This is a genomic window from Micromonospora sp. NPDC049799, assembly GCF_040656655.1.
In the GTDB taxonomy this organism is placed as follows: Bacteria; Actinomycetota; Actinomycetes; order Mycobacteriales; family Micromonosporaceae; genus Micromonospora.
Genome location: NZ_JBFAMU010000762.1, coordinates 1 through 1795, shown reverse-complemented (window position 1 = coordinate 1795; position 1795 = coordinate 1). Strand labels below are relative to the sequence as shown.

The 1795-nt window shown below is 70.6% G+C and carries 2 protein-coding genes; both read left to right on the top strand.

From position 1 onward, the window contains the following. Positions 1–341, top strand: a 341-nt coding sequence (locus AB0I76_RS29220) for a BBE domain-containing protein (protein WP_357042172.1), incomplete at its 5' end; no start/stop codon positions are given. A gap of 645 nt (positions 342–986) precedes the next feature. Continuing rightward, a partial coding sequence (locus AB0I76_RS29215) for an AfsR/SARP family transcriptional regulator (protein WP_357042169.1) occupies positions 987–1795 on the top strand: 809 nt, incomplete at its 3' end.

Here is a 1795-nt window from a genome sequence, read left to right as displayed (position 1 = left end):
TGGAGCTGCGCCACCTGGGCGGGGCGTACGCTCGCCCACCGGCGGTGCCGAACGCGGTCGGCGGCCGGGACGCGGTGTTCAGCCTCTCCTCGATGTCGCTGGCCGACGGCGTCGACCTGGATGCGCTGCGGGCGGCCCACGAGGGCCTGCACGAGCGGCTGCGGCCATGGCTGGCCCCGGGCCTGTTCAATTTCCTGGGCGTGCACGACGCCACCGAGGAGACCGTGCGGGCGGCGTTCGACCCCACCGCGTACGAGCGGCTGGTGGCCGTCAAGACCGAGTACGACCCGGGGAACATGTTCCGGATCAACCACAATATCCCACCACGCGCGTCCGCGTAGATGCGCTGCGGGAATCTGCCGCGGGAAACGTTCACGGCATTTCGCCGGGCCTGACGAGCCGTCCGGTAAACAGTGCCGACAGCCATGTTTCCAGCAGATGTCGCTTCCGGTTGAATGCCGCATACCTCCCATGCGGCGTTTGTCGGGAGTGCGACACAAATAGCCCGTGGTCGATGACTACCCACCGCAGGTAATTCCTTACCGTAGCAATATGGGAGTGGCTGCGGATGCGCCTTCCCTGGGAGAGTCTTCTCCGATCCTGCTGATGCCGTCGGTGCCGGGGCCGGTGCTCCACCGTCGCCACGCCGACCCGCCCGCGCGGCATCGCCGAAAGGAAACGCAGGGCGACAATAAAAGAACCAGAATCAACAGTACCCAATTGGGGCGTCCGGATTCCGACCGTATCCTGCCGGTTTTCGGGCCCCCATCCAAAAGCCCACCGGGATGACGTTCCGGCCGGCTCGGCCCACGCGCCTGTGCGGGTCGACCGTCCAGGCGTGGGAGGCGGCGGGTGGCAACGACGGGTGGTCTGCCGCCGGGCCCGCGGGGCCGGGTGTCACCCGGCCCGCGGGGCCCGCGCGGACGCGGGGGAGGCGTTCGGTGCGACAACGTCAGGAACAACTGTGTTTGGCCGTGCTCGGGCCCATGCGCGCATGGCGGCACGGGGACGAGATCACGCTCGGCCCGCCGAAGCAGCGGGCCCTGCTCGGCCTGCTGGCCAGCCGGGTCAACGACGTGGTCGGCTTCGAGGAGATCATCGACGCGGTCTGGGGCAGCGAGGTGCCACCGACCGCGGCCAACGGGGTGCACACCTACGTCGCGGGTCTGCGGCGGGTGCTGGAACCGGGACGCAGCCGCCGGGACCTCGGTGACGTCCTGGTCTCCACCGGTGGCGGGTACGCCCTGTTCATGAACCCGGACGACCTGGACACGACCCTCTTCGCGACCCAGCACCGCCAGGCGCGCCGGATGCGCGATGCGGGAGAGGGCGCGAAGGCGGCCGAGGTCTACCAGGCGGCGCTGCGGTTGTGGCGCGGCCAGGCCTACTTCGGCGTGCCCGGGCCGTTCGCCGCGGTGGAGCGGACCCGCCTGCAGGAGCTGCGGCTGACCGTGATGGAGGAGCTGTCCGAGCTCCTGCTCGACCTGCACCGGCCGGCGGACGCGGTCACCGTGCTCGCCGAGGCGGTGACCAAGGAACCGCTGCGGGAGAAGCTGCGCGGCCTGCTGATGCTCGCCCTCTACCGAAGCGGCCGGCAGGCCGACGCGTTGAGCCTCTACCGGGAGACCCGGCATCTGCTCCGCGAGGAGTTGGGCATCGAACCGGTCCTGGAACTGCGCGACCTGCACAACCAGATCCTGGCCGGGCACCCCGACCTGAACGACCCGGCGCCGCCCGAGCTGCTGGCCGAGGTGCCGGCCTCGCCCGAGCCGCGGCACGGCGACGTGCGGCGGCC